Source organism: Ignavibacteria bacterium (genome assembly GCA_013177855.1).
Taxonomy (GTDB): Bacteria; Bacteroidota; Ignavibacteria; order Ch128b; family Ch128b; genus Ch128b.
This window is the reverse complement of the sequence record JABLYA010000003.1, coordinates 23,449-49,655: the sequence shown is the minus strand read 5'-3', so window position 1 is coordinate 49,655 and position 26,207 is coordinate 23,449. Positions and strand designations below refer to the sequence as shown.

General features: G+C 26.1%; 11 protein-coding genes. 2 read left to right on the top strand and 9 right to left on the bottom strand.

Annotated features, from left to right (window positions below; translation table 11 throughout):
* Positions 1-4 precede the first annotated feature (4 nt).
* Complete coding sequence (locus HPY57_12795; protein NPV12656.1) at positions 5-16,249, top strand: hypothetical protein; 16,245 nt, start codon at positions 5-7, stop codon at positions 16,247-16,249.
* A gap of 48 nt (positions 16,250-16,297) precedes the next feature.
* On the top strand, positions 16,298-21,040 hold the full coding sequence (locus tag HPY57_12790; GenBank protein ID NPV12655.1) for a hypothetical protein: 4,743 nt from the start codon (positions 16,298-16,300) through the stop codon (positions 21,038-21,040).
* Positions 21,041-21,145: 105 nt separating this feature from the next.
* Here HPY57_12790 and HPY57_12785 read toward each other — a convergent pair whose 3' ends face one another.
* The 9 genes from HPY57_12785 to HPY57_12745 all read right to left on the bottom strand — a co-directional run bounded on the left by HPY57_12785 (position 21,146) and on the right by HPY57_12745 (position 26,104).
* Positions 21,146-21,370 carry a hypothetical protein gene (locus HPY57_12785; protein NPV12654.1) on the bottom strand — a complete coding sequence of 75 codons (225 nt, stop codon included), beginning with the start codon at positions 21,368-21,370 and terminating at the stop codon, positions 21,146-21,148.
* 152 nt (positions 21,371-21,522) lie between these two features.
* Positions 21,523-21,984, bottom strand: a complete 462-nt coding sequence (locus tag HPY57_12780) for a hypothetical protein (protein NPV12653.1) — start codon at positions 21,982-21,984, stop codon at positions 21,523-21,525.
* 99 nt (positions 21,985-22,083) lie between these two features.
* Positions 22,084-22,305, bottom strand: a complete 222-nt coding sequence (locus tag HPY57_12775) for a hypothetical protein (protein NPV12652.1) — start codon at positions 22,303-22,305, stop codon at positions 22,084-22,086.
* Positions 22,306-22,597: 292 nt separating this feature from the next.
* On the bottom strand, positions 22,598-22,888 hold the full coding sequence (locus tag HPY57_12770; GenBank protein ID NPV12651.1) for a hypothetical protein: 291 nt from the start codon (positions 22,886-22,888) through the stop codon (positions 22,598-22,600).
* 157 nt (positions 22,889-23,045) lie between these two features.
* On the bottom strand, positions 23,046-23,399 hold the full coding sequence (locus tag HPY57_12765; protein NPV12650.1) for a hypothetical protein: 354 nt from the start codon (positions 23,397-23,399) through the stop codon (positions 23,046-23,048).
* A gap of 82 nt (positions 23,400-23,481) precedes the next feature.
* Entirely contained in the window at positions 23,482-23,652 is a 171-nt protein-coding gene (locus HPY57_12760; GenBank protein ID NPV12649.1) for a hypothetical protein, read from the bottom strand.
* A gap of 8 nt (positions 23,653-23,660) precedes the next feature.
* Positions 23,661-24,674, bottom strand: a complete 1,014-nt coding sequence (locus tag HPY57_12755; protein ID NPV12648.1) for a hypothetical protein — start codon at positions 24,672-24,674, stop codon at positions 23,661-23,663.
* A gap of 71 nt (positions 24,675-24,745) precedes the next feature.
* On the bottom strand, positions 24,746-25,729 hold the full coding sequence (locus HPY57_12750) for a DUF945 domain-containing protein (GenBank protein NPV12647.1): 984 nt from the start codon (positions 25,727-25,729) through the stop codon (positions 24,746-24,748).
* A 51-nt stretch (positions 25,730-25,780) separates the two neighbouring features.
* Positions 25,781-26,104 carry a hypothetical protein gene (locus HPY57_12745; GenBank protein ID NPV12646.1) on the bottom strand — a complete coding sequence of 108 codons (324 nt, stop codon included), beginning with the start codon at positions 26,102-26,104 and terminating at the stop codon, positions 25,781-25,783.
* Positions 26,105-26,207 lie beyond the last annotated feature (103 nt).

Sequence of the window (26,207 nt, the reverse complement as noted above, 5' to 3'; positions counted from 1 at the left end):
AGCTATGGATATTAACAAATTAAGAACTTTATTGCAAGAACAAAACAATGCTATTGTTTCTGGTAATACTCCTAACACTCCAACAATAGATGAAACTACAGTAAATACAAGCAATTTAACACCAGATAACAATATTATAGTAGATCCATATACTAATGAACAAAAAAAATTAATACAAAAAACTGCTAGAACTTATGAACTAGTTCCATATAATGCATTTTCTGATGCATATAAAACAAGTAGAATTATATCTCAATTAAATGCAGATTATATAGATGATAGATCATTTTCAGGTATATACCCAGATGTATATAGACCATCTAGATTTGATTCAAAAATGTCTAGCGCTGAATTAATGTCTGGATTACAAAGTCCAGAAATGTTAGAGCATAGACGTTCAGAAAAACAAGATGCATTATCAGCATATGGATCATCTATGACTAAACTTACACTTAAAACAGGAACAAATGTAGTAGGTGGTCTTACAGGTTTGATTTATGGAGTTGGTTCAGCTTTATATAATTGGGATGCTAGTAAATTTTTGGATAACTCATTAATGCAAGCTTTAGATAATGCAAACAAATATATAGATAAAACACTACCTGTATATAAATCTTTAGATTTTAAAGAAAAGGGGTTTTTTGGTAAAGCTCTTAGTCATCCTTTAATGCTTTTTGATTTATCAACAGATGCAGCAGCTTTTATAGCAGGAGCAGTTATTACTGAAGCAGCTGCGGCAGCTTTAACTGCATCAACAGGTATTGGAGTAACAGCTTTAGCAGCTAATAGTGCTAGAATATTAGCTCAAGGGTCAAGATTTTTAAGTGCTTTTAAAAAAGCTGAAGTTGCAGCTGAAGCTATTAACAAAACTTCAAAATTAGTGAGGGTTATTGATAAAACTAGAAAAGCTGCTACTAAAGCAGATGATGTATTATCCATAAGTAAATATGCTGATAAATTAGCAAGTACTAGAACTATAGATAGAGCATTAGGTAATGCTAGAAAATTAGCAACAGGTGCTGGTTTTGAATCTATATTACAAGCTAATCATTTTTATACAGATTTAAAACAAACTTATGCTAACAATAGAAGAGAAGAATTTAGAAACAAATTTAGGACTGATTACGAAGCTGTAGAAAACATGCCAAAAACTACTGATGTAGAAATGGCAGAATATTTAAAAGCTAAACAAGCTTTACAAAAAAGGGAAAATGCAGCAGTATTAAAAGATGTTTTAAATTTTGAAGATAAAGCTTTAACAGCTGGCTATGGCATATTTGCTTTAAATATGGCTACTGTTGGAATTTCTAACCTTATACAATTTCCATCTATTTTTGGGTTAAGATTTGCTAATAGTTTATTACCTAAAAGTTTAGTAAAATTAGAAAAGTCTACAGCAGGTAAATTTTTATCAAAAACTAATAAAGAAAAAATAAAAAAAGGAGTAGATGAAGCTTTAGAAACTGGAGAAACACTTGCAGAAAATAAAGTTAAAGAAGAAGCTATTGAAGAATCTACAAAAACTTTAAATTTACCTGGATTTTTTAAAAGAAAAGTTTTAGGTAAAGAAATAAGAGGAGCTGCTTTAGATGAAACTGTTAAATTAAAATTCACCCCTCCAAAAGGTGTATTTAAACATTTAGATAATATTAAGACCTTTATAAAAAATCCATTAAGTGAAGGAACAGAAGAATTTTTACAGGGATTTTATGATGAAGCTCTTAAAGATTATTATCTTAAAAAATACGATCCTGACAATGTAACTAGATCTGCTAGTTTAGTAGATTCAATGTCAAAGAGTATTTTATATAATTTAACAGATCCAAATGCTTCTACTGAAGCATGGATGGGATTTTTTATGGGATTAATAGGTATGCCAGGTAAAGGACTTTTACCTGGTAAATTAGGTATAGATGCTCAAACAGGTAAAAGAGCAGACTTGTGGGTAGGTGGATCTTATGGTGCTTTTAAAGAAAGAAAAGAACTATATTCAAACGTAGAAAGATTTGTAAATTACTTTAATGAAAAGGGTAATAGTTTTCCACTTAGCACAAGGTTACTAATTCAAAATACAGTAGAATCTTTACATACTAATCAAAAAGCTTTAGATGGTTTAATAGAAAATGATAAAAAAGCATTCTTAGATGCTCAAGATCAAGATTTGTTTTCTTTTGTACGTGCTAGGGAATTAGCTGGATTAGGACAAACTGTAGATGATTATGTAGAGTCATTAAAAGAAATGGATGCTGATTCATACTTTAAATTATTTGATATTCAAGATAATAATTTAAGTACTGAAGAAAAAGAGAAGGCTAAACAAGAAAGTATAAATAGACTTGAAAATAGAATTAAAGCTATTAGAAAAGCTATAAGAACTGTAAATAAAATTGAAGATACAAATCAATTTGAATACTATGACCCTGATGTAGAAGATTATAAAGAGCAGTTAGCTTTCTTATTGTCGTATGGAGATATTATAGACCAAAGACAAGATGAGATATTACAAGCTATAGATGAGCATTCTAATAAAATTATAGATGGAGCTTCTTTATTGTTCTTACTAAAAAGATCTATGCATCCTGTAGATAAAGAAAGGATTCGTAGATTAAGTGCTAAGAAAAAATTGATGGAAGAACAAATAAAAGAAATAGATAAAACTATAGAGGATGTTAAAGCTCAAATAGATTTAATAGAAAGAGATAAAGGAGAAGTATCCCCTGAAGTTGTAGCTCTTAACAATGAATTAAACATAAAAAAATTAACTTTAAAAAGGCAAATACTTGAATTAGAGTTAGAAAATAAAAGGTTAACAGGTAAAAAAGATGTTAACGCTGTTATTAATAATAATACTAAACTAAAAGAATTAAGAAAAGAATTAAGTTCTGTAGAAGAAGAACTTTCTGCTAATGTTATAGAAAAACGTAATAAATTATTAAAAGAATTAGATAATAGAAGAAAAGAATTAGAAGAATTTAAAGTTAAAAAGCAGCAACTTATCTCAGAATTAAATACATCCATTGTAGAATTAAAGAATAGTTTAAAGAATGCATATGATGGTGTAATCACTGAATTAGATAAATTAAGTGAAGTAAATAAAGAATTTGATTCTAAAAGCAAAGATGAAAAAGAACCACAACAACTTAGTTTGTTTTTGGGAGATGAGTTTGACTCTAATCCTGTAAATGCACAAAAAGCTAAAGTACAAGAAGCTTTAGATAAATTTAAAACTATATCATTCATCTTAGATATTTCCAGAGATGAGTTACCAGAAGATTTAATAGAAGTTATAGATGAATTTGAAAAATCTTTACAAGAAATACAAAATGAATTAGAAAGTTTAAATTCTGATAATTTAGATTCAAAGGCATTTACAGAAAAATTTAGTAATGTACTAGAAAAAATAGATACTTTAAAACTAAATACTGTTGATGCACATTTAAAAACTAAAGAAAAAAATATTGAAAATGAGGTTAATACTTTAACTAATAATATATCTTCTACTGTATCTAGTTTAAAAGTAGTAAGCTCTTCTAAAGAAGAAGCTAAACAAAGAGCTATTAATTCTTTAAATAGTTTAAAAGCTATCAAAACATCTTTAGAAGAAGATTTTAAAGATGAAATGAGAGCTTATTATAATACTAAAAAGAAAATAGAAGAAAAAAGAGGTGAAAGATATACAGAAAAAGAATTAGATGAAAAGACTAAATCGGATGATAAACATTTATTTGAATTTAATAGACAGTTTACTATAGGTACAGAAGAAGATTTTGATGCCTTTGAAAAAGAGGTAAGAGATATTTTAAATATATATGAAGATATATATGGTCAAATACAAAAAGCTAATGTTCAAAAAGATAAAATAAATGTAGAAAGAGTAAATTCTTTAATAAAAGATTTACAAAGACTTGAAAATTCTAGGCTTTACGCTATAGATATGTTAAAGTTTTTTGCTACTAGAAAGGGTAGAGACTTTGCAGTACTAGCTTCTAGAAAAGCAAGATATGAGGTTTTCCATAAACATATTTTAGCTAGAGATGTAGCTGATCAAAAATATAAAGAAATTGATGAAGCTTTAGATAAAGCTATAGAAGAAGCTTTAGCTAATGTACCTAATACTCCAGAATACGAACCTGTAAGAGCTACTATAAAAAGATCTGTATATTTAAAATATGAATTTAAAAATGCTAATGGAGATTTAGTAGAAGGTAAAGTATATAAAACAGATAATAATGAATTAGTATTTGTAGCTAATGAAAATAGTAATGCAGTAGAAGAAATAGATTTAACTACAGATACATTTAAAGATAATGATCAAGTTTCTGATATAAAAGCTAAACACTTAAAAGAAGTATTATCAGAAAAGCATAAAGCTATTGAAGAAAATATAGAGCAGAAAAAGAAAGAATTAGATAAGGAATTAGAAGATAAACGTAAGAGTTTATTAAAAGAAATAAAATCTCTATATTTTAAATTTCCTGATAAACTATCAAAAATTGTTCAAAATCTATATGAAAATAAGCTTAAACATTTAAAAAGTGTTAGATCAGATATTGAAAAATCATACGATCTAAAAATAAAAAATGCTAGTTCTTATAAAGAAATTGATAGATTAAAGAAATTAAAAGAAGCTGAATTAAAAGCTATAGATGTCATTATAGAGGCTACTAAAAATAGCATAAATAAAATAAAACAAAAAATAGTAGCTCTCACTAATGATTATGTAGATAATTATGATTTTAATAGAAATGTATTTGTTACAGAAATTATAGGTGGTATTGTAAATCAAATTAATGAGGATTTAACTACTGCACAGGAAACTCATTATAATAAAGCTTTAGAAGGTATAGAAAAACTAAGTGATAAAGATCCTGATTTATATGAAAAACATTTAAATGCTTTAGAAAAAGCTAATGAAGAAGCTATTAAAAGAATAAATGATGAAGTAGAAAATACAAGAATCTTCTTAGAAAAATCTTTTAATGACCCAAAAATAGAATATATTGAACGAAATGTAAATAAAGTAGAAACTACTATAAAGGCTTTAAGAGATGATAAATTAAAAGAATTAAGCTTAGAAGAAACTAAGCAAAAAGAAAAAGCAGAGGAAGAAGCTGAAAAAGAAACTGAAGAATTTTTATCAAAATACAAAATAAAAGTACAAACTTTAAAAGCGATATTATATAGAGAAAGTATAGGTGATTTTTCAGATGGAAAATACTCAAAAGTTGAACAAGCAGTTGATTTACCAATCCCACAAGTTGGAAGAATAGATAGAGAAACTGGAGAATATTTTGCAATTGGAGATATTATTTTAAACAGAAAAACTAATACAAGATATTTAGTAGTAACTTATCGTAACCAAAATAATGAAGATTATAACGTTTATTTTGAAATAAACAATGATGGGTTAGCTATACCTATAAAATTGTATTATAATGAAATAGATGGCTTAGATGATAAAACTGTAACAGTTGTAGAAAAAACTAATGTAGAAGTAAAATTTGATGGAGACTTAGCTATATACACTACAGAAGATGGACGTGAATTTTTAACTCTTGTTAGTTTTCAATCTGAGCTTTTACCTGAAGATAGAGCAGATTATCTAAAAACTCATCCAAAAGAAATTGAAATTCATTTTATGGATGAGCCTAAGAATATAGTACATATAGAAAAAGATAAAAATCAAATTAAATATATATTAGATAAATTAAATAATTCTACAGGAAGTAAAGCTTACAAAGAAGTTGATTCTAAAGGTAATTCCCATACTTATCCAATAATAGAAATAAATGGAAGACAAGCTTATGTAAAATATTCTTTGAAGAAACCTGTAAAAGTAAAGTATAAAGTAAAAAATAAAAAAACAGGAAAATACGAAGAAAAAGAAAAAGTAATCTTCGTATATAAAGATGCAAAACCTATTAATGCTATAAAATTAACTCCTGTAATAGATAAAAATGAATTTGAGAAAAAAATAAAAGAAGGTACTTTAACAGCTGATGATGTAGAATCTTTGTCTACTTCATCTAAATCTACTATAAGTAATTTTACTTCTGTAGAAATAGCACAATCTGATTTCTATGGAAAAACTGCAAATGCTTTTGGAGAAAATCATTATGAAATTATTAAATTAAATGGCGAATATTATGCTGTTAAAAAATTACCTAAAGCTTATATTATTTATGAAGATAGTGGAGCTATAGGTAATGGATTTGTACCTCCGATGTTATATAATTCTGAAAATAAACCAATTGGAGTAAATTGGGATAGGTTTAAATTTTTAAACAAAGGATTAAATGATTTATATGAAAAAGATCCAAATACTTTAGATCCAACAGAAACTACTAGAGAACATCATGAATATGAGGATAAAATAGATACATTATCTAGTTTAGCTGGTGTAGATATTTTATATAAAGTAATTGAAAAAAATAATAAAAAAGTTATAGTAGATGATGTAGATGCAAATGGTCTTCCTATATTTAACTCTGAACCTAGCCAAAGAAGATATTATAATTTTATAAATAAACAATTAGAATTATTAGGATTAGAGGAATTTACAAAAAGATTTAAAGTTAAATATGTAATATATAATAAAGATAATGTAAAGTATTTTGAAGGTGATTCAGATGAAATTGCAAAAAGTGGTTTAGATGAAAACTTAAATGTAATTGATGAAGATACTGTTACTATAAGAGTTGTTATAGTAGATGAAAATGGTAATGATGTTTTAGTAGATGATGCAGGTAATGTAAGTATAGTAGGAAAGCCAGTATATACTAGTTTACATACTCCAAGTTATGCTAATCAAGGATTAGCTGGAAGTGAAGAGTTTAAAGAAGCTGTAATGAATGAACATAAAAAGAAAAGAGCAGCTATAATAAAAAGTTTAACTCAAGATCCATCTAAGCCTATATATTCTAGTATTACTAATTCCTCGAGTGGACATATATTATTTGTTAAACCTGAATATAGCGAATCTGGTGGATTTAGACGTAGAGGTGTTCCATTAGAAGATGCTTTTGAAGGTAATATTTTAGATATACCTTTAAGTGTAGTAACTTTATCAGATAAATTACCTGTAGCTATATTTAATATAGACGGTAAAGTAGTAACAGTATCTTGTGACTTTGCAATATTAGGACATGTAGTAACTGTGGTAAAAGCTCCTAATGGTAAATACAAAGTTATACCTTTGATCACAAGAAAAATAACCCATAATGAAGCTTTAACTGTAGCAAGATTATTAAGAAAAGTTACACTTGAAAATAAAAATGAATTAAATGATATTCCTATCTTACCAAAAGAATCTACTGAAGGTACTGAAAAAACTAGCTTAATTACAAGAATTATACATTATGGTATAGGAAATGGTAACTCTTATAAACATACACAATTTTATGTAGATAGTAAAAAAAAGGTTATAGTGTATGGGAAAAACACTATGACTTTTAATGAATTCAATACTGAAGAAGGATTTACTACATTAGTAAGATGGTTAGAAACTACTAAAACGTTTAATGTAAACAAAGACCTTATTGCATTATCTGGTAAATTTACAGAATATACATTAGATGAAAAAGGAAACTTAAAATTTAATATTTACAATAGTTATGCAAAGTATTTACTTGCTAAATCATCTAAATCAGTAGAAAACCCAATAATAACTACTGATATCGCATTATATGGTGGTAAGAAGGGGCCAACTTTTGGACAAATAAACTTAATAGTAGGTGATGTAATAGATAACGAAGGAAATATATTACATCAAGATACTAAGTATAAAAAATCAGATTTTAAAGATAGTAAAACTAAAGAATCTGCTGAAGAATCTACTAAAAAATCAAATACTGAATCTGGTGATAAAAATTCAGGTTTACCTACTGGATTTAGAAGGTTAGGAACTGGTTTAGCTAATACTTCTAGTAATTCAAGTAATACTCCAACTGGATTTAGACCTTTTAGTCAATCGCCTAAAAAAAATACATCTGAAGAGGATGTAAAAGATCCAAATGATTTATTTATTGACTTATATAATGAAACTACATTAGGTTTTGAAGAAACAGGAGAATATCCAAATCCTGGAGAACCTAATGGTAAAAATAGATTAAATACTAAACAAGATACTAATTATGAAAGAGAAAATATAGAAAAAGTTAGAGAATGGTTTAAGCAAAATTTACCTAATGTACCATTAGAAGTTGTGAATAGATTGATAGAAACATCAAAAGGAAAAGCTTTTGGTGTATATGTAAATGGTATAGTTAAAATTTGGGAAGATGCAGAAATAGGTACAGCTTTTCATGAAGCTTTCCATGTAGTATTTAATTCTGCTTTAAATACTAATGAAAAAAAGACGTTATTAAATACAGTAAGAGAAAAATTTGGGAAAGATATAGATGATGATACAGCTGAAGAAATATTAGCTGAAGATTTTAGATTGTGGAAACTTACTGGTAAATCAGATTTATATACAGATAATAATAATGTAAAGAAGTCCTTATTTGAAAAAATACTTGATTTCATCAAAAAAATTGTTGATTTCTTTACTAATATTAATAATGCTAACAAAATTAAAGACTTATATGAAGCTATAGATTCTGGAAAATTTAAACATATTAATCTTAGTAAATCTGTAAATGTTAAAACAAGAATAGCAGATTTAAATACTGTTCAAGTGTATGAACTTGTACAAACTGTTCAAGGTCGTTTTATTCATTCATTTATAAAAGACGGTAGTTTTATAGATCCAAAAACTATAAATAAAAGATTAATAATTGCTTTATTCTCGGTTTTAAACGATAGAACTATAGATTTTTCTATAAGAGAAAAAGTTTTAAATAATATTGAAGACTTCATGAATGAAGTCGCATTATCATTACAGCAAAGTGGATTTTCTGTAGAGTTTACAAATAAATTAGTTTTAGATACTATATATGCAGTAAATACAGCTAAAACTAGTGGTAAAGCTAAATTGTCCCAATTTAGTACTTCTATTAAATATGATGATACTGAAAAAGTAGATGATATAATAGAAGTACAAGCTATAGAAGTAGATGAATTTGGTAATGAAATTAATAGAGATAATTCTCAGGAAGAACTCATAGAAACTTTTACATATGATGAAATAGGAGAAATTGATAAATTTGATGATAGCTTGTCTAAGTCCCACCTTAGTAAAATTAACAAAGGTATTAAACTAATATTATCAGGATTATTAGAAAAATCTGATATGCATACTAGTATAGGTACTGAAAGATATATACCATTTGCTGAAGTATATAAAACTTTAGTTAATGAACTAAATGGTACTACTACATGGGAAGGAGTTTATGGAATAAAACATAAGTTACAAATGTTAGCTGCTAAAAGTCCTAAATACAAGCAATTATTAGATTATATAGAATCTTTAAATGATAAAGATAAAGTTCAGTTCATATCTTTATTTGCACAAACTTTTAGTAGTAAAAAATTCAGATTTGTACGAATTATTATAAATAATAATGGTAGTAGAGTTATAAATTCAGACCAATTTACAATAGCTAGAAAACTAAGAAATGATTTAATAAATGGATATATCACTTCAGAATATCATGCTGAAATAAGTGAGAATAAGAAAAAAGCTGAAAAATATAATCATTTTGATACTAAAGACCATCCTGAAGGATTAAAAATTGCATTTTCTGATGTTAACAATATAAATGACCCAAAAATTAGGGAAAGTGTAGAAAATAAACTAAGAAAATTAGGATTACATATATTTATAAGAGATTCTATCTTAAAAGATAAAGATAGAATGCGTGAATTAATTGCTGTAATAGAAGCAATATTAAAATACAATGTTGAACAAAAGCGTATTATGAGTGATCCATTCTCAGCAAATATTATTAATTCAAGATTGTCAAGATTAATAAATTATGTTGCAGATGATACTTTGGATTTTGTCGAATACATGCATTTAAATCCTGAAGGAAAACCAGTTTTTGAAGTTAGTTCAAATAACTATTATTCTACATTTGTTAATGTAGCAAAACAAGCTTCTAAAATTGCTGATGCTACAGAAAGAAGGATGTTTTTAGAAAAACACTTTCCAGCTATTGTAAAAGCTGCTCCATATTCAAGTTGGGCACAAATCATATTAGATGGAATGGCTTCTGATATAGATATTGGTTTTTCAGAAGGAGTGGTATTAAACATTACTACTCCTGAAGGAATAAAAACGTTTGATTTAAGTCCTCAAGATTTAGTGTTTAAATATTTATTGTTATATCATGAATCTAAAAAAGCCGGATCTAAGACGTCTTATATAGTATTAAGAAGGCCTTCTGACAAATCATTAGAACCTATTTTAATAAATTTACCTTATAGTTCTTTTGACTCTAGAAGCTATACTATTGTACAATTAATTTTATTTGAAGCCTCAAATAATAATTTCAAAATTACACCTAATATATTAGATCCTACATTATTCCAAGTTGTAAAACAAATTATTTCTAAACATAAAGGATCTAAAAAAGAGTTAAATGAATCTGATCTAAAAAATATAGAAAATGAATTAATGACATTAAGTACAGAATTAAAAGATTCATTTGACAAGAACTTTATAAATAAAGAATTAGAAGAATTAAAAGAGTATCTAGATTATTTAAATCTTACAAATTCTAAATATAATATTTTAAAAGAGCATATAGATAATTTTGATGATGACTTTTTAAAAAGTTTTATATATGATTTTTTCCATACAAGACTTGAAATGCACATGTTGTTTTTGGGAGACTTTTCACAATTCTCACAATTGTTTAAACGTACTAGTGGCCCAGTAGCAACAGGTAAAGCTTTTATACAATCAACTGAAGTAGACGATTTTATTCAATCTTCAGAAAACAATACAAATAATCATATTGACACAATTATAAGAGATTCTATAAAATCTAATAATCCAAGAGCTAGATTTGATTTAATATTTAGGTTAAGTGAGAAAAATAAAATTATTCTCCTTAATAAAATTCAAGACAGTATAAAAGTTGTTAATAATGATAATACAAAAAAAATTCTTACTGAATTATATAATGTTGTAAATAGTGTACAAGTTACAAATACAGACCTTAACATAGGTATTATAAAAACTAAAATGTATAGTGTAGAAGATGATACTATACAACAATTTGCTGCAATAGCTAGAGAACTTTATAAAGGATCTAATCTAAGTAAAAAAGAAATAGATGAAGAAATAAATTATTTGTTATCTAAATATAAAGATATACAAACTACAGACGGTATTGGATATATTACATTAGACATGTATAGAGAATTACTTATTAGAGCTGGAGAATGGGATTTTGATAGTCAAGAAAGTTTGTATAATAAGGTAAAAGCTGGAGAAAAAATAGATCCAAGAGAAATACTTAAAGTATTTCCAGTTTTAAAAACTCAAGGTTATGGTTCAAAAGTTAATAATATAGAACAAACATACGACAGTGAATCAAATGAAAGATTTGTAACTGTTACACCTATAACAAAGAACACTGTTTATTTTGCAAAACATGCACTATTTCCTATAATACCAACTATAGGAGAAAATTCTGCATTAACTGTTTTAGCTAAATCAATGGAAGAAAGTGGTATCCATTTAGTATTTGATGAAACTAGTATTAAAAGTAAAATAACAGATGAACTTGAAATTAATATATTTGATGATACTCCTAATGTGTATACAGATGAAAATGGGGTAGAACATTATAACGTTCCAATAATACATATGGATGGATTTTCCGCTAGATTAAATACATTTAAAATTCAAGTAGATACACATAACTTTGCAGAAGATAAAGTTGTAGATGGAAGACAAATACGTGTAAAAATATTTGATAATCTTTTTGATGGAGGTATTCCTACTGATTTTGATGGTACAGAAGAAGAATTTAAACAATTATTAACATCAGAAAATGGTATTCAAGAATTAAGAAAAAGATCTAAAATTTTCAATCATTATTTAGATTATAAAAATACGTACTCTAATATAATTTATAAAAATTTTAATTCATTTTTAAATTCTATAGGTTTAACTGCAATAGATGCAAGAACTAATGAACCTATAACAGATTTAAAAAAATATTTTAGTCATGAATTAGATGATGATGGTTCTGGAGTAATTATATCAGATAATCTTTATTCTGATGTTGAATTTGTTGTATCAGATTACAATAAATTTATAAATGAATTAAAGAAGTCGTTGTTTGAAATGAATGTACCATCTACGGTATTAGACCAAATTCAAGTTGAAACTATAGAAAGATTAGATAAAAATGGTAATAAAATTACTATAAATAGGCTTAAATTATCTATAGATTCATTACCTGTAGTTTCATTAATTGAAAATATATTATATTCTAAATTTAGAAAATCTAGTTTAAGAATAGAAAAACAAGGTACAGCTTATGTACAAGTTCCAAATGCTTATATAAGTAATCCAGATATAAACCAAAATAGGTCTCAAATATTTTCAAAAGAAAAATTAAATGATAAAGATGTAAAAACTTTAAATGAAATTAGCAAAAATCTAAATTTTATACGTAATGAAAATGGTAAAATTTTAGCTGCTGAAGTTTATTTGCCTAATTACATGGCTAAAAAACTTGGAATTACTACTGCTGATGACTTAGATAAGATAGATCCAAGATTATTAAATATAATTGGATATCGTATTCCTACACAAGGGCTAAATTCTATGTTACCAATTAAAATCAAAGGATTTTTACCAGCAGAATTTGGAGATACTGTAGTAATACCTTATGAAGTAATTGCACAAAATGACTCAGACTTTGATATTGATAAATTATATGTATTTAGACCAAATGTAAAATATAAGTATGATTCAAAAGCTTTAAACAATGTTAAAACGATTGAAACTGATGTTAATAATCAATTAAGTTTAGCTAATATATATGACTTTAGGTTAAATATAAATAGTAAAGATCCTGAAGAAATTTTGGAACAATTACAGAATTTTGTAGAACTTGTAGAAACTAAAAAAGAAAATAATGAATATTTGAGTAAAGGTGAATTACTAGCTTATGATATAATTAGACATTATTTAAATAATATAAATATAGTAAAAGTAGAATATATAGAAGGTAAAGTTGATGGTAATTTAAAAGAAATGGAGAACAAACTACTTGAAATACAACATAGTATATTGTTAGACCATAACACACCTTCTATGATACTACCTCTGTCTGCTGCTTATCTTAAAAAGGAAGCTAATATTCAATATTACATGAAGAAAGAAGGTAAAATGCCTCCTTCAGATATGACAGATAAAGATCTTGAAAATTATAGATTAAGTAGTGAAAATGACCCTGTTAAACTATTATCATTTATAGAAGAACTTCAACAAGGGTTAACTTTTAAATCAGGTAAAAGAAATGTAAGTATATCTGCTTCATATTCAGTATTACACACTGGATTATCGTTTAAACCTGTTAATATAGTAATAAAAGATGTAGTTATAAATTGTCCATTTCATGGTAAAAGTACTGTAACTAAACATAAAGACTATGACGATACTATAGAATCTGTGATAAGATTTGGGAAAAAATTTGATGCTTCTGGTCATGTAATATCTACTCATATCGGTATGTATATTAGTGCTAACGTTGATATAGCAAAAGATCCATTTATTTTTAAATTAAATAGCAATGAAATTACAAACACATCTAGATTAGGGTTAATATTGGTTGGAGCACCAAGAGATTTCGTATCAAGGTTTTTTACACAAGATATTATAGAAAGATTTACTTATTTAAAAATGTCTTCAAGCTCTTTAATAATTAAATATACAGATAAATCTAATTTAACGCCTAGAAGAACTAATAATCCAGATGATTATTTTGATTATGATTTTTATTATGAATATTATCATAGTAGAAAAAAAGATACTGGATTATATAAATCAGAACGTGAAATTTTGATTCAAATTCTTAAGGAATTTGGAGTTGAGCTAAAAAATAATGAAGATCCTTATAAATACTTAAAGAAAGTAAATGCTAATGGAAGAACTTTAACTGTAGAAGATTTAAATTTAGGATTAACTAAACAAATGGATCCTGATAAATGGAATAAAATGCAAATTCAAATATTAGCAGATTTTATTGCATACAGAAAATTAGGAAGTGAGTTAATAACATTAAATAAGTATTCATCAAGTGATAAAGCTAATATTTATTCTTTAAGTAGTTCTTACGAATTTTCAACTAATCAATCTTTAAGTGGGTTTTCAATAGATTTATTGGAACCATTTGATGAAATAACTTTTCAATCATCAAAATTATTTAATCAGCTGTTTTCAACAATAACCTTTTATTGTATTGATATACAGAAATATTTAGTACACTCTTTAAAAAATGCTGGAGTTTATCCTAAACCAAAGGATTTAGATAAAATTAGGGAAGGCGCATTATCATTAATTTTCCAAATGTCTATAGTACATAAAAGTACTGGTGTTTATAGGGTATTTACAAAAGATGAAATATATAAGCTGATTTCATCAGAAAATCAAAATAATACCGTTCGTAAACTTAAAAGGTTTTTTGAAGCATTGGATAATCCAATATTTAACAATAATTTAGTATTCAGTATAGATAAAAATGGTGTAGATAGTATAGCATTAAGACAAAAGCAGTTTGATGAATATACTATAAAACTGTTATATCAAGCTTTTGAAGAATTACGTGTTTATTATCCAAATGTGTATAATGAATTATTAAAAGTTATTGCTGCTACTACTGGATATAGTAATAGAAGTAATAACTTATTGAGGTTGATAAACCCTGAAGTTTATTCAGAAGATATGAGTAAATTATTATATGGTATTGATTCCAGATATGGAGTATCACAAGAATTTAAAAACATAGAATCGTTTATAATAAGTTCTTTACAAAGTGCTATATTTAAATATGCACAATATAATAATAATATAGTTCCTAAACTAAATTTAAATGATTATAATGTAGAAGGAGTTTATGAAGATGGAAAACTTATTGTATTAAGTGGAAACAAAGCAAAACTACATAGTTTTAAAGTTGTAAGAAGAATTGAAACTGACGATAAAACATATTATGTAAATGATTTGTATATAAAAGTAGATAGAAATAATAAGGGTGAATCTTTATATTTATTAGTAAATAGTTCTGGTGTTCAAAATGCTCTTGAATTTCATGATAAACCATCTAGAATACTTGAGAAAATTGATAGTGACAAACCTAAAATAGATGATAATTTTAAAACTATTGACAAATCTACAGAAAAAATGTTAATGCGTTTTAATGAAAATATGCCTGAATCAACGGCATTAGATTATATTAGAGATATATTACCAATACAAATGTTTAAACTTTTAAATTTGTCTAGTAATAATATAAATGAAATTAAAGCTACTAATTTAAATGAAGATATAGGAAGAGCAAAACAATCTAGAAAGATGTCTTCAAATGATAATAATACATTTATACATAACCCAAATAATATTCCAGTAACAGAAAACACTTATATTACTAGAGTAGATAAACCTTATAATGAGGAAGAAGCTTTTAATAATTATAAAAAGAAAATGCTTGAAGACCCATTTATTAAAGAACTTATTAGTGATATAGAAAGGGTTAGAAAAGGTTCTATATTAGAAGCTCCTAGAAGTGTAACTATAAATATGCCTGTATTAGAACAAGATAATACACTTGAAATATTAAATAATTTTGCTCCTGGTAGAATTAACTTAATTACTGATAATGTTTTATATAGAAGATTTATAAGTAAAGATTTAGATGCAGCATTTAAAACTAAACTTTTACCTAATTCAAATAAAGTATTAATACAAGCTTTAGAAGAAGGAAATATTTGTGTAGTATTTATAGAAAAAGAATCATTTCTTAAATCTGGTAAAGTATTAGACAAAGCTAACGATGAGAAAACTACTGGTATATTATTAATTAATCCTTCTAAGGAGGAAATAGCAAAGACAATAATTAATAATCCAAATAAGGGTTTAACTATAGTAGTACCTACAGTTCTTTCTATGTTAAATCCAAAACGTGCTATGCAATTTATTGATCAAATGAGAGATATATTAATGGATACTACACCTATATCTGAAATGACAGATACAACAAGATTAGATACTTTAGTTGATGAAACAATAGCTAAGTATTGGAGTAAAATGACTTTAAGTGAGAGAAAAAACTTTAATAACTGTTAAAATTATCTAATTATGAGCTTTTGTGTAAATATAAACTCACCAGAATTTATGGAATTTCAAAAAGCTACAGGATTACCTGTACCAGTACTTAAATCTATAATTGGAGCATGGATGGAAAATAATAATACTTTTGAATTTCCTCCAATGGATTATATTATAAATGCAGCAAATAGATTTAAGGAAGCTAATAAACCTTCAATAAAAGACATAGCTATAAGATATAATATGTCTGAAACTGGATTTTTTAGTAAATATATTATAGTAGAAAATTTAAAAAATGATATAAAAAAAGCTGGATTAAATTATGATGTAAAACAAACATCTAATGGTAGTGGATATTATCTTACTAAAAATGGAAAAATGTTTAATCCATTTAAGCAAGAAATGAAGCAACAAGAAAATGCTAAAAATGCTACAGCTCCAATACAAGAATTAGATGCTAAAATCACTGAGTTTTTATTGAATATAGGAGTATCTATAGAAGAGATCCCAGGTGGAGATTTTATAGCAAAAGCTAATTTTATTAATAAAGTTATAGAAGTTGTTAAAGGAAGAGCTGATTTAACTACTCTACCTGAAGAAGCTTCTCACTTTTTTATTAGAATGTTAAAACCTAATAATCCAATCTTATATGATAAATTAGTTTCTATAGTATTAAAAAATGGTGTATATGAATCTGTATATGAAGAATATAAAAATGTTTACGTAAAAGAAGATGGTTCTCCAGATATAGAAAGAATACAAGAAGAAGCTGTTGCTAAATTCTTAGCTAAGAATATAGTAGAAGTTTTTGTAGAACAAAAAACTAATAAAGAATCTAAAAATAATTCTATATTACACAATGTTTTAACATATATAAAATCTTTAATAAACAAAGCTTTGGATGTTATAGGATTATCTGGATTTTCTAATTTAATATATAGCCATAATAAATTTGTAAAAGATAATTTATATAAATCTCTTGCAAATGATATATTATCTAATAAGACAAAAAAATATAATTTAGTCTTTCCAGAAGATACCTATGAAATGCTCCAAAAAGAAAATATGTCTACACAGAGTTCTATTGTAGATGGTATTAATAAATTTCAAAATAATATAGAAAGTGTAAATGAAAATGGTGAACATTTTTATAAGATTAGAAAAGGTAATTCAGAAATAAAAGTTACTGGTACTCCAAGTAGTGTACTAGATAAATCAAGAAAATACCAAGATAATTTATCTATTAAAGAAAAAGAATTAATAGAACAAGCTCAAAAAAGGGGAAATAAAGTACATAGTTGGGCTAATGATATTATTAAATCTATTGTTAATAATGATACATCAGAAACAGCTTTATACAAAAGTTTAAGTAAAGAAGAAGCTCAACAGTACCTTAAGTTAAAAAATTATTTAACAGCTATGATAAATAAAATAAAAGAGGAAGATCCAGGAGCTGTTATATTAAGTGAAGTATCTGTATATGATCCGAATTTTGTTTATAAAGATGATAAAGGTAATAATAAAAAAGGGTTAGCTGGTACTATTGATATGTTAGTTATTCATAGTGATGGAACTGCTAGTATATATGACTTTAAGACTATTAGCTCTGGAGCAGATTTGTCTAGTATAGGATTAAATGCTTTTTATAAAAATTCTGTACAAGTAGCATTATATAAAAATATTTTAACTAAAGGTAACGCTTTATATAACATTCCACCTGTTAGAGGTATAAAAAGAACTAGACTTGTAAGAATAAATGTCTCTACTGAAAAATCAGGAACTGTAACAGATCTCCATGTTGTAGGACAACTACCTGTAGCTGGAGAAAAAACTGGTAGTGAAATTATAGATAGAAAAATTGAAGAACTTAACCTTAAATTTTTTGACCTTATAAATAGGAAAAAACCAACCGATGTAGCAGAAAGAGAAAAATATTATGAACGTTTAAAAGCTTTAAAAGATGCTATTATTCAATTATATATAAGAAGAAATGTAACTATAACTGCAAATCTGGCAATTAAGGATATACAAAATATATATGATACATTAAATTCTAATAAAGAATTAACATTTGACACATTAAATGAGATTGAAGAAATTATAGATATTTATAAAGATGTATTTATATTTATATCCAATAATAGTAAAGAACTATCTGAAGATGATAGATTAATTATAAATGAGGTTTTATCTGAAGCTTCTCAATTATCTGATAGAATAAAAAATATAAAAAAGCAAAGAATAGAACAACAAGCTGAAGAATTAAACATAACCGATTTTAATAAACCTCAAAAAGCATTGGGATTTTTAGAAAGAACTTTTAGGTCTATTAGCCAAATGAACGTCCCTGTTATAAGAATATTTCATGAACTAGTAAAAAAAGCATTATACAAAGTAGAAACAGACTCTAATAAATTAAGAGAAAGTATTTTAAATGAAGTAAATGCATTAAAAGTATGGGCTGGATCTAAAGGATTATCTTTACAACAAGCCTATGATATGATAATAAATAAAAATACAGGTACGTTAATTAGTAAGTATTCAAAAGATTTTTGGAATAGCTTAAAAAAAGCTAAAGAGACAGGTGATATTAAGTGGATAAATGCTAATATGTATATAGACCAAAAAGCTGTTGAAGACGATATAAATAGATTTAAAAAAAATATAGAAAAAGTTTTATATCACAAAGATCCAATATTAAATGAAAAGATTAAAGCTCAAAAAATAAAAGAATATGAGGAAAAACAAAGAAATCCATTAACTACATTTCACTTAAAGATAAAACCAGAAGTAGAAAAACAATGGCATTCTCAAGAATGGATTGAATTAAATAAACCTGGTAATGAAGGGTTGTTAAGATTTTATGAGTTTTTTACTAAAACTACTAAAGAATTATCTAGTTGGTTACCTGATTTTGGATATAAAGAAAACTTTATCCCTAATGTTGAAAAAAATATAATTGAGAAATTAGGTACTCCTAATAAATCGTATATTGAAATAGCTGGAGATAGAGCTAAAAGCCTATTATTTAATGAAAATGATATGTTAATATCTGATATTACAGATTCACAAAATGGAACTAAAAAACAAATTCCTATCTTTTTTGTAAGGCAACTAGATCCAAAATTGAAATCTTATGATTTAGGATTTGTACTACAACTTTTTGGTGAAACTTCATTTTATCATAGAGAAATGGCTGCTATTGAGAGTAATGCTTTAGCTTTATTAGATATAGCAAAGAATCAACCAACAATCGAAGTATCTAAATTTACTGGAAAAGTTAAAATAAATCCAATGACTGGTCAACCTATTGAAAGTGAAAAAGCTAATAGGCAGATTACAGATTTATTGGAAGATATGATAAATTACTATGTCTATAATATTAAAGAAGAAGTACCTAGAGCAGCTGGTGTTATAAATACTATGAATAAAGCTGCATCTGTTATGTTATTAGGATTAAATATATTCCCTGCTATAGCTGCTACAGTATCCAATGTTGTTGGATTAAATGTACAAGCTAGTAGAAATATCTTTTTCACAAGAAAACAATTAAAAAAGGGATTTTGGGCATTAACAGGTGGATCCTTAACACATAATACAGAAGGTTTAAAAGCTAGAGGATTTATAACATTATTTAATAGTAGATTAGACCAAAGAATAGAAAAGAAAAATAGAAAGATAAAATCAACTATACTTACTAGAAATTTAAGTCTTGATCCGCTATATTTTATGTTGAGAAAACCAGATGAATTAATGCAAGATAATATATTATTAGCTGTATTACAAAATAGCATGTTTGATGAATCTGGTAAAATAGTTTTAATATCTACATATTTAAAATCTCTTAGACCTAAAAATTATTATTCTTTATCTAAAGAAGAACGTAAAAAAATAGATAAAGAACTTGAAGAGAAGAGAAAAAGTATTAAAAGTGTTTACGATTTAGGTACTATCAAAAATGGAAAATTTGTAATAGAAGGACATGAAGAACTTAGTGAAGACACTATTATAGCTTTTAGAGAATTGGTTAAGCAAATAACTAAAAATATAATTGGTAACTATGATCAGAATGATTTTATAAAATATAGAAATAATGCTTTTATTCGAGCTTTGTTCTTATTTAGAAACTTTATACCACGTTTAGTTGATGAACGTTATGGAAATTTAAGATACAATCCTAATCTTGAAAAATTTGAATTGGGTAGATATAGAACTTTCTTTCATAAATTATTTGGATTTATGAGAGATGAAAGTAATAAGTTAAGATTTGTATTATTTATGGGTATAGAAGATTCAGCTAAAATGAAATATATTGAGTTAGTATCTAGAGATCCAGAGTTAGCTCAAAAGATAAGTTTAGATGAATTTATAGATTTATATAGAGAAAACATTAATGCTACAAAAAGTGGGTTATCTATTACATTAGGAGTAATAGCATTGTTGTTAATGTTAAAATTAGGTGGTGGAGATGACGAAGATAAATATAACAATAAATTTGCTTTAAGAGTTGTTAATAGGGCTTATGCTGAATTAATGATGTTTGTTAACCCATTTGAATTATATAATATTTTAAAAAGTCCTACAGCTACTTTAGCTCCTGTTATTACTTTATATCAAGCTATAACTCATTCAGCTAAAGAGTTAATTGGAGAAACTTTTGATAATGATAAATTAAAAGAAGCTGCAAGACCTAGAAAATATTGGATACAACTTGTAGCTCCTTTAAGAAGTTTAGAAGCTTTAGTTAGAGATTTTGATGATGATTGGAAAGCTTTTATAGAAAAAGAAGAAGATGATGATGAAGAATGAAGAATAAATAATATAAGATTATGTTTTAACAATACAATCTGAACGAAGCCACAAATTTTTTTTCATTAAAGAAAAAGCTGCCCCAATTTTTGAGGCAGCTTTTTATTATTCAAGAAATACAAAGAAATCGCTATAAATTTCTTTAATCACATTTAAAGGTAAACTCATACTTTCACTTCCCATAATAATATCAGAATCTTTAACTACAAATTGTTTTGTAATTACAAGTACGTTAAAATCTTCATAAAATGAATAATTAATTTGTGTTTTAGTTAAATCTGTTTCTTCTATTACTATTGTTTTTTTAATATCAGATGGTTTTTTGTACATTGTATATAAGTTTTAAAAGGTTAATAATAAAGATAAAATAGGCGTGTATCCCTACAGGCCTATTTAAAATCGTGACCAAAAACCCACAGTTATAGCCCACACTATAAAATAAATTATGGCTACAAATATAGTAAAATTTTTACTCTGTAACTTTATTTAGATTTTATTTGTTTTAGTTTGTAAACGTATAAACTGTCTTCAGCATAATTTTTCAAAAAGTTATAATAATCTTCTTCGTTAGTAATATTCCTTGCATAACTTGTTTGAAACAAAGCATAATCTATAACAGACTGTCTCCAATTCTCATAAACAGCATGATCTTTATTTACTCCAATACTTGTAGTAGGTCTATTTATAGCTATCTTCATTCCAAACAAGTTATTATTTTCAATGAATATACTACTTTGAAAATTGTTAGTTTCTAATATAGCTTGCTTATAGACAATATCAGGAAATATAATATTAAGTTTATCAATATAAGCTTTTAACTCTTCTTTTGAAAATCTATCATGGGATACTATTGTAATAGATTTTTCACCACTTACGTATATTACTTCTCTTGAAGATACTATAAATAGTAAAGTAAGATTAATTATAAATATTGACACAAACAATACTATTATAGATTTAATACTAATTAACCGTTTTTCTACGGCTTCTAGTGTACTTTCATCAATGATTAAATACTTTTTGCCTATCATATTTAATTCGATTTAAATGTTTTCTCCATATAATGGAGGTAGTTTTGAAGAATAATTCCAATTAATCATGTTTTTATTTTTATGTGTAATTAAATCAATACTATTTTGAACTTTAATAGCTAACTTAATTATTCTATCCATTTCTTCTTGGGTCAGTTTTAAACCATATTCAAGATAAAAATAATCAAGTAAAGGAAGATAATGCTCATTAAGTTTATTTGTTTGTTCTTTCATAACTTTAATGTTAAAAATTAATATTTACTAATTATTCCACTACCATTACAAGTTCTACATTTTTCTGAAGTAACTTGTGATGTGGTATTATTGAAAGCGTTTAAATAAAATCCATTAGGAACTAATCCACTTCCCATACATACGGGGCATTTATAAATAGTATTAAAATAATTAGATTTATCTTTTTTATTTAAACGATGTAAACTTTTAATCAATGTCCATAACATAATAAATAATATTATAGACATAAAAGCAAAGATAAATATTATAATTATAACTGTTGTGTTCATGGTTATTTTATTTGTTGTCTTAATTCATAAATTTCATTTTGTAACTTATCTATTTCAGTTTGAAGTATTTCAATCTCTTCATTTTTTTCTTGTAAAAGTTTTTTAATCTCCATATTTATTTCTTCTATACAATATGGACAAGCATTCACAAATAATTGTAAGTATCCATTATTATTATTTACCTTTGTATAGCTTTCACTACAAAGTCCTTTTCCACAAGTATTGCAGTATACTTCAAAATCAACATCTATGTTTTGAATTATTTCTATTTTTACATTATTAAATGTTGGCATAGTTTAATTATTTTTAATGTGTTTGTATTTGTTTTATTTTAAATATTTTTCCCATATATCTTTTTTGCTGTAGCAATATATAGCTGTAAAGCCAGGCATAAAAATACAAAATGTAATCAATTCACAACGCATTTTTGTTTTTTAGTTATTAGTAGAGCTAAATAAATATCCCTCCATAATCAGGATGATTTTCTTGTAGAATGATACTCATACAAGTAACTTCATCGTCAAAATAACCAATAATTCGACAATCATTACCATCTTCATCGGATAACTGTGGAACTACTACTTTTAACTTACCTTTCTTTTCCCCAAATGAAACTTCTTCAAACCAGCCATATATTTTTATAGGCTCGCCGAATTCCCTTTTTTCTAAAGTCCAATTTTTGTTATAGTTTATGTTTTTCACCCAATAGGAGTTTCTCGTTCCTTCCGCTTTGATTCGAGAAACCCCAACAAATAATAACATATTGTCGTCATTGTCGGTGCTGTGATTAGCGGTACTTGACATATTTTTGCCTTGTGATATTTTTCTTATGTATTCATTACCTAAATTATCTTTATAGTATCAAATTTCATAGTATTTTATAGCACTATGAAACTTGTTTGTAAGGATTAAATCCTTTTGGATTTAATCTTACTGGACTTACTACAAAGCCCTCTATCCCATTTGCATCAAAGCAGTTTGGGATTGCCTTTCGCATTATGTTTCCACTACCATTAATATCTGCATTGATGATTATTCCATCCTTGCTCTTAAACAAGCCACGACTTATCCTCCTTCCAACATATTTAATTTTTTGTTTTTAATTTCTTTAGTAACGGGTATTCCTAATCTAGTAGCAGCTTTGGTTACAGCTTCATCAACACCTGTTCCTTCATCATATATTATTAAACCTATTTTAACTTGAAGTTTAGGTGATGACATTATTGCTTTTAATAAATTATATACAAACTCATTTATTTGTTCTTGAGTATAACCACGGTTTTTTAATGTTTGTATATCATTACCAGATATTTTCAAAGTGATAGTATTTGATTGAGGTGATTCTACAAACTTATTTAATTCTTTTGCTACAGTAGTATAAGATGCGGCAAGTACTTTGATAAAATTACTATTTAATCCTTTACCTTCCCATCTACTACCTTTAACACCTACGATATGCTCACTATTTAGTATAAATTGTAATCCACCTCTTTCATTTATTTCATCGATTAATTCTGGATTACGTCTAAACTTTTTAACTTGTAATTTATACATTAAATTCATATCATATCTTAAAGCTTCTTCTGGAGAAAGATGCGGGGCCGTTACTTTTGCTTGATTAGCTTTATATGGTCTTTCAACATCCATCAAATCTTTAGCACCCCAATTAGGATTTGTTAATCTTCTACCTAAAATATCATTCGATTTAGAATAAATATTAACACCCTTTACTTTTGATTTGCTAATAGAATTTAGTTCATCAACTATCTTGTCTACTTTTTCTTTAGTTACATTTAGTTTTCCATCTGCTGTTGTGAAATCTTCAATTACACGTATTGTTGCATCAGCAGAAGCGTTTTTTCCTGTCATAGTATGCTTACCTTCAATTTTATGTCTAAACCTTTCAATAAATTTTTCCTTATTACTTATATCAAGTGCTGATCCAGTAGGACTTGGTACTCTAAATAACCATCCTTTAGGTGCTAACACTGTAGTAGGTATTCCTAATCTTACTCCTGTTAACTGATTTAAGATTTGCTCAGTTTCTGTCCAGTTTGCAGGTATATTTATTGTGATCATAGTTTTTAAATTTTAAATAAAATAGGGTAAGCATAAAAAATATTATGCTTACCCAAAACATTATTTGTTATTTATACAAGTTTTAATAATTCATTTACAACTTTTTGGGATTTTTTATATTCATCTCCCCATAATATACCTTTCATTTTTCTATCATAACTTTTATACTTTTTAGTATTTTGAAAGTATGTAGTAATACCATTATATAAATGAAGAGCTGTACCTCTCCATTTATCTTGACCAGGGCCAACATAGATAGCTTCATTAATTTGATTTAAAATATTTTGTGTTCTAGTAGGTAATTCTTCGATATTATCATCTAAAGCATCATTTTTAATAAACACTTTAGTTATAATTTCATTAGCCTTAGTGTCACTTAATGGAGTTTTAGCAAATTTATCTAATATTTCTTGAAGTGTTTTTGAATAAGCTAAAGACAAATTTAGTAAATTTCTACCTTCACTTAATTTATCTTTTATATTTTTGGTATGTCTTATAGTAATATAATTTCTTTTAAATGAACTCAAAGCTAGATTCAAAGTATTGTTACATACAACTCTTATTGGGCTAAAAAACATAGTTACAGGCATGCTACCATCAAAACTATTTATAAAAATTAGGTAATCTTCTATAATATCATCACTGTTATTAATTCTAATATATGAAGGTAGTTTAACTGTTATAAATGAAATTTGTCCATCTCCTAAAACTCCAGCAGTTTCATAAATAATATCATTTCTTTGATTAACTAAAGAATCCAAAAAGTTAAAAGCTTCTTTGTTTTCTAATACGGTATATTTATTAGATAATGAATTTCCAAGTACTACTGCTCTTGGTTCAAGTCTAACAGTTGAATAGCTACCAGATTTTATATAAAAATCATTAGGTAATTTAACATAATTAGGGATTAAAATTACTTTATAATTCATATTAGCGATTTCTATAACTTCATCGCTAGTTTTAGCTTCATTAACTACAGTACCTAATTTATGCCATGCTGGTACTTTTAATGAAAAGAAAGCTTCTTTACCATCTTCTATGTTAATATTGTGCATAGTTTTAAATTTTAAAGTTTATTAATTAAGTTTCATAATTTAATTTAAAGTTTAAGATTTGTGGTTTCTATCTTTATAAACTGCTTTATAAGGTTTATAATTTTCAACTATATCTTCATCCGTATAATTTATAAGTACTTGTATAGTTACGGCTGTCTCAACAAAATAAACTTTATCTTTGTTTTCTAATATTTCTTTTACAGTATGGGGTGATTTTATTTCAAAAAATGCAGGTTCAAGACAATTCATAGTCCAACTAAAAGCCCCATGTTGTTTTTGTATTTTTCCAGCTCTTGTCCTTTTAAAGGAAAATCTATCTGGATAAATTTTTTTTGTTATTAAAAACTCACATAATTTATGAACAATTGGTTTCATATTTTTCAAATATTATTATTTGTTTATTTATGACATGTTAAGGCTTTGATAATAATTCATAACATTTTTCATTACCATTGCATCCCATAAAGCATTGTGTTGT